Consider the following 2,478-nt stretch of genomic DNA (forward strand, 5'->3'; position numbering starts at 1 on the left):
ATAGTTGCACTTTTTGGTCACTTATTAACCAAGTGTACTGTTACAAAAGCTCAATGGTATTTCTTCCCAACCGCACCAGGTCTTTTTCTTCCATGGTACGCAACAGCCTGCTGATGGCTTCGCGGTGGGTATGCAGTTCGTCGGCTATTTGCTGGTGGGTAATGCTGATCTTTTTGGTGCCTGCGGCCCTGCCCCTTTGCTGCAGGTAATGCAAAACCTGTTTATCCATATTACTGAAGGCGATCAGGTCAACCACCTCAATCAGCTCCGTAAAGCGCTGGCCGTAGGTGCTATTCACAAACATTTTCCATTCCGGGTATTTAAACCAATCGTCAATCAAATTTACGGGCACCTGCAATACTTCGGTATCATCTTCGGCTATCGCCTTCACCGCGCTGATCTTATCGGCCTGGCAGCAGTTGATAGCCATGGCGCAGGTTTGCCCGGGGTAAAGGTGATACAGAAATATTTCCTTATCGCCTCCCCCCTGCCTGATGATGCGCAAAACCCCTTTCAAAACTATCGGCACAAAAACAACCTTATCACCGGGAGATATCAGGGTTTCACCAGCTTTGATGGTTTTTGTACGGGTAAACCGTTTTATTTCATCTAAAAGTTTGGGATCGGTAAAAGGGAGCGGGTTCATTTATCGTTTGATTTTATACGGCAGGTAAAAGTACAAAAAGCGGACGGCACTTACCACAATTGGCTGCAACTGAAATTAAACCTTGTACAAGCCTCCCGATACCTTTTCCACGAGGGCCTTGCTGAAATGCCTGGAGCCAAATGCCATCACTTTGTTTAAAAAACCGGTGATGATCTCGGCCTTTTTATTAAACATACCTTTTAAACCTATTCCGGCCACTTTTTGCGGGGGCATGTTAAATTTTTCGGCGATTTGGGCGATGGCATCCATGCCGGCGCGCGCTATAAAGCCGGTATCAGTTGGCCCGGGGCAAAGGCAGCTTACCGAAACCGGCGTATCTTTCAACTCGTACCGTATGGCACGGCTATACGACAAAATAAATGCCTTGCTTGCCGAATAAAGGGCCAGCGTGGGCACAGCCTGGTAAGCGGCCGTACTGGCAACGTTAAGTATGTACGATTGCTTTTGCGTTTTTAAAGCCGGCAACAAATAGTGGGTTAGCTCCACCACTGCATTGATATTCAAGTTGAGCATATTCATTTGCTCGGGCAGGCCCAACTGATCAAAGTGCCCCCAAAGGCCGTAACCCGCGTTATTTACCAATATGGACAAAGGTATCGCCAGGCCCGCGGCCCAATCAGCAACCGCTTTGGCCGAACCGTTGACAGAGAGATCGATGGCGAAGTATTGCGCCTCCACTTTATACTCCTGTTGAACAGATGCCGCCAGCTGCTTCAATTCCGTTTCGGATCGGGCAACCAACAATAAGTTGTACCCTTTTTGCGCCAGCAATTGGGCGATAGATTTTCCGATGCCTTTACTGGCGCCGGTTATTAAAGCATAGTTTTCCATGGTAGCAGGGCCATTACAACGGCCTGCACAAGTTTAGCAAAATATATGCCGGGAAATGGCACCTGGCCGTGATTTGATAACGATCACGGGCTTAAGGTAAAATCCGGATTGGTTTAAAAATGATTTGAGGCCTTTTATAGAGGTGTTTTTGCATCAACGGAAATAGTTCTTTGGTTTGAGCGGGACGCTCAAAAATGGTGAGTTCAAGTGAAAGACAATGGATCGGCGGGGGAAACTGGATTAATCCTGTCGCTTTACGATGGGCTGCACCCATCGTTGGTATATTACGCCCTTTCAGGACTTAATTTGTTTTACATGAGCCCTGAAAGGGCATTATACGTCAACGCCGGGTGAAGTCCGGCGGGTATGTGCGCAGCCTGTCAGCCCTGAAAGGGCGCTATAGCGCTGCGCGGGAAGAGGGAAAGACAATGAACTGACGGGGGTAGCTGGGTTATTCCCGCATCTGTTCGGCATCGGTAAATCCGGTAGTGGAGACATAGTCTCCAGGCATAATCGTCCGTAGTTTGGAAACTACGGACATCGGGGCAAAAATGGTGGGGGGTGTAATTCATTCTACAAAGCGGTAGCCGCCTACGGGGCATAAAATGATAGCCGATTAATTTTATCGGCGGGTGTATTTGAGTCATCCAGCCGGGAGTTCCGTTTTAACATTCGCCGCCTGCACAAGCGCTGTATTTACACAAGCTTATTATTATCCTATATCAAATACCCCATCGGGGTAACCCCTTTGTAGAAAAACAATAACGATAAATATTGCCACGTTAGTGGCTACCCTTAGCAAATTGGATAGCCGCGCTGTTTGGCGGAAACTGGCGGGTGGGTTGCCACCTATGGGGCAAAAATGGGGGGGGGGGTAATTCATTCTACAAAGCGGTAGCCGCCTACGGGGCATAAAATGATAGCCGATTAATTTTATCGGCGGGTGTATTTGAGTCATCCAGCCGGGAGTTCCGTTTTAA

At 48.3% G+C, this 2,478-nt stretch carries 2 protein-coding genes; both read right to left on the reverse strand.

Annotated elements, in window-relative coordinates; all coding sequences use genetic code 11:
* Positions 1-40 precede the first annotated feature (40 nt).
* Entirely contained in the window at positions 41-646 is a 606-nt protein-coding gene (locus QZY09_RS15665; protein ID WP_295673879.1) for a Crp/Fnr family transcriptional regulator, read from the reverse strand.
* A gap of 75 nt (positions 647-721) precedes the next feature.
* Entirely contained in the window at positions 722-1,498 is a 777-nt protein-coding gene (locus QZY09_RS15670) for an SDR family oxidoreductase (RefSeq protein ID WP_295673881.1), read from the reverse strand.
* Positions 1,499-2,478: the final 980 nt, after the last annotated feature.

This window comes from uncultured Mucilaginibacter sp., from assembly GCF_903913935.1.
GTDB lineage: Bacteria > Bacteroidota > Bacteroidia > Sphingobacteriales > Sphingobacteriaceae > Mucilaginibacter.

Coding starts and splice junctions, on each gene's coding strand:
- QZY09_RS15665 (WP_295673879.1), bottom strand. CDS start 646: ATGAACCCGCTCCCTTTTACCGATCCCAAACTTTTAGATGAAATAAAA.
- QZY09_RS15670 (WP_295673881.1), bottom strand. CDS start 1,498: ATGGAAAACTATGCTTTAATAACCGGCGCCAGTAAAGGCATCGGAAAA.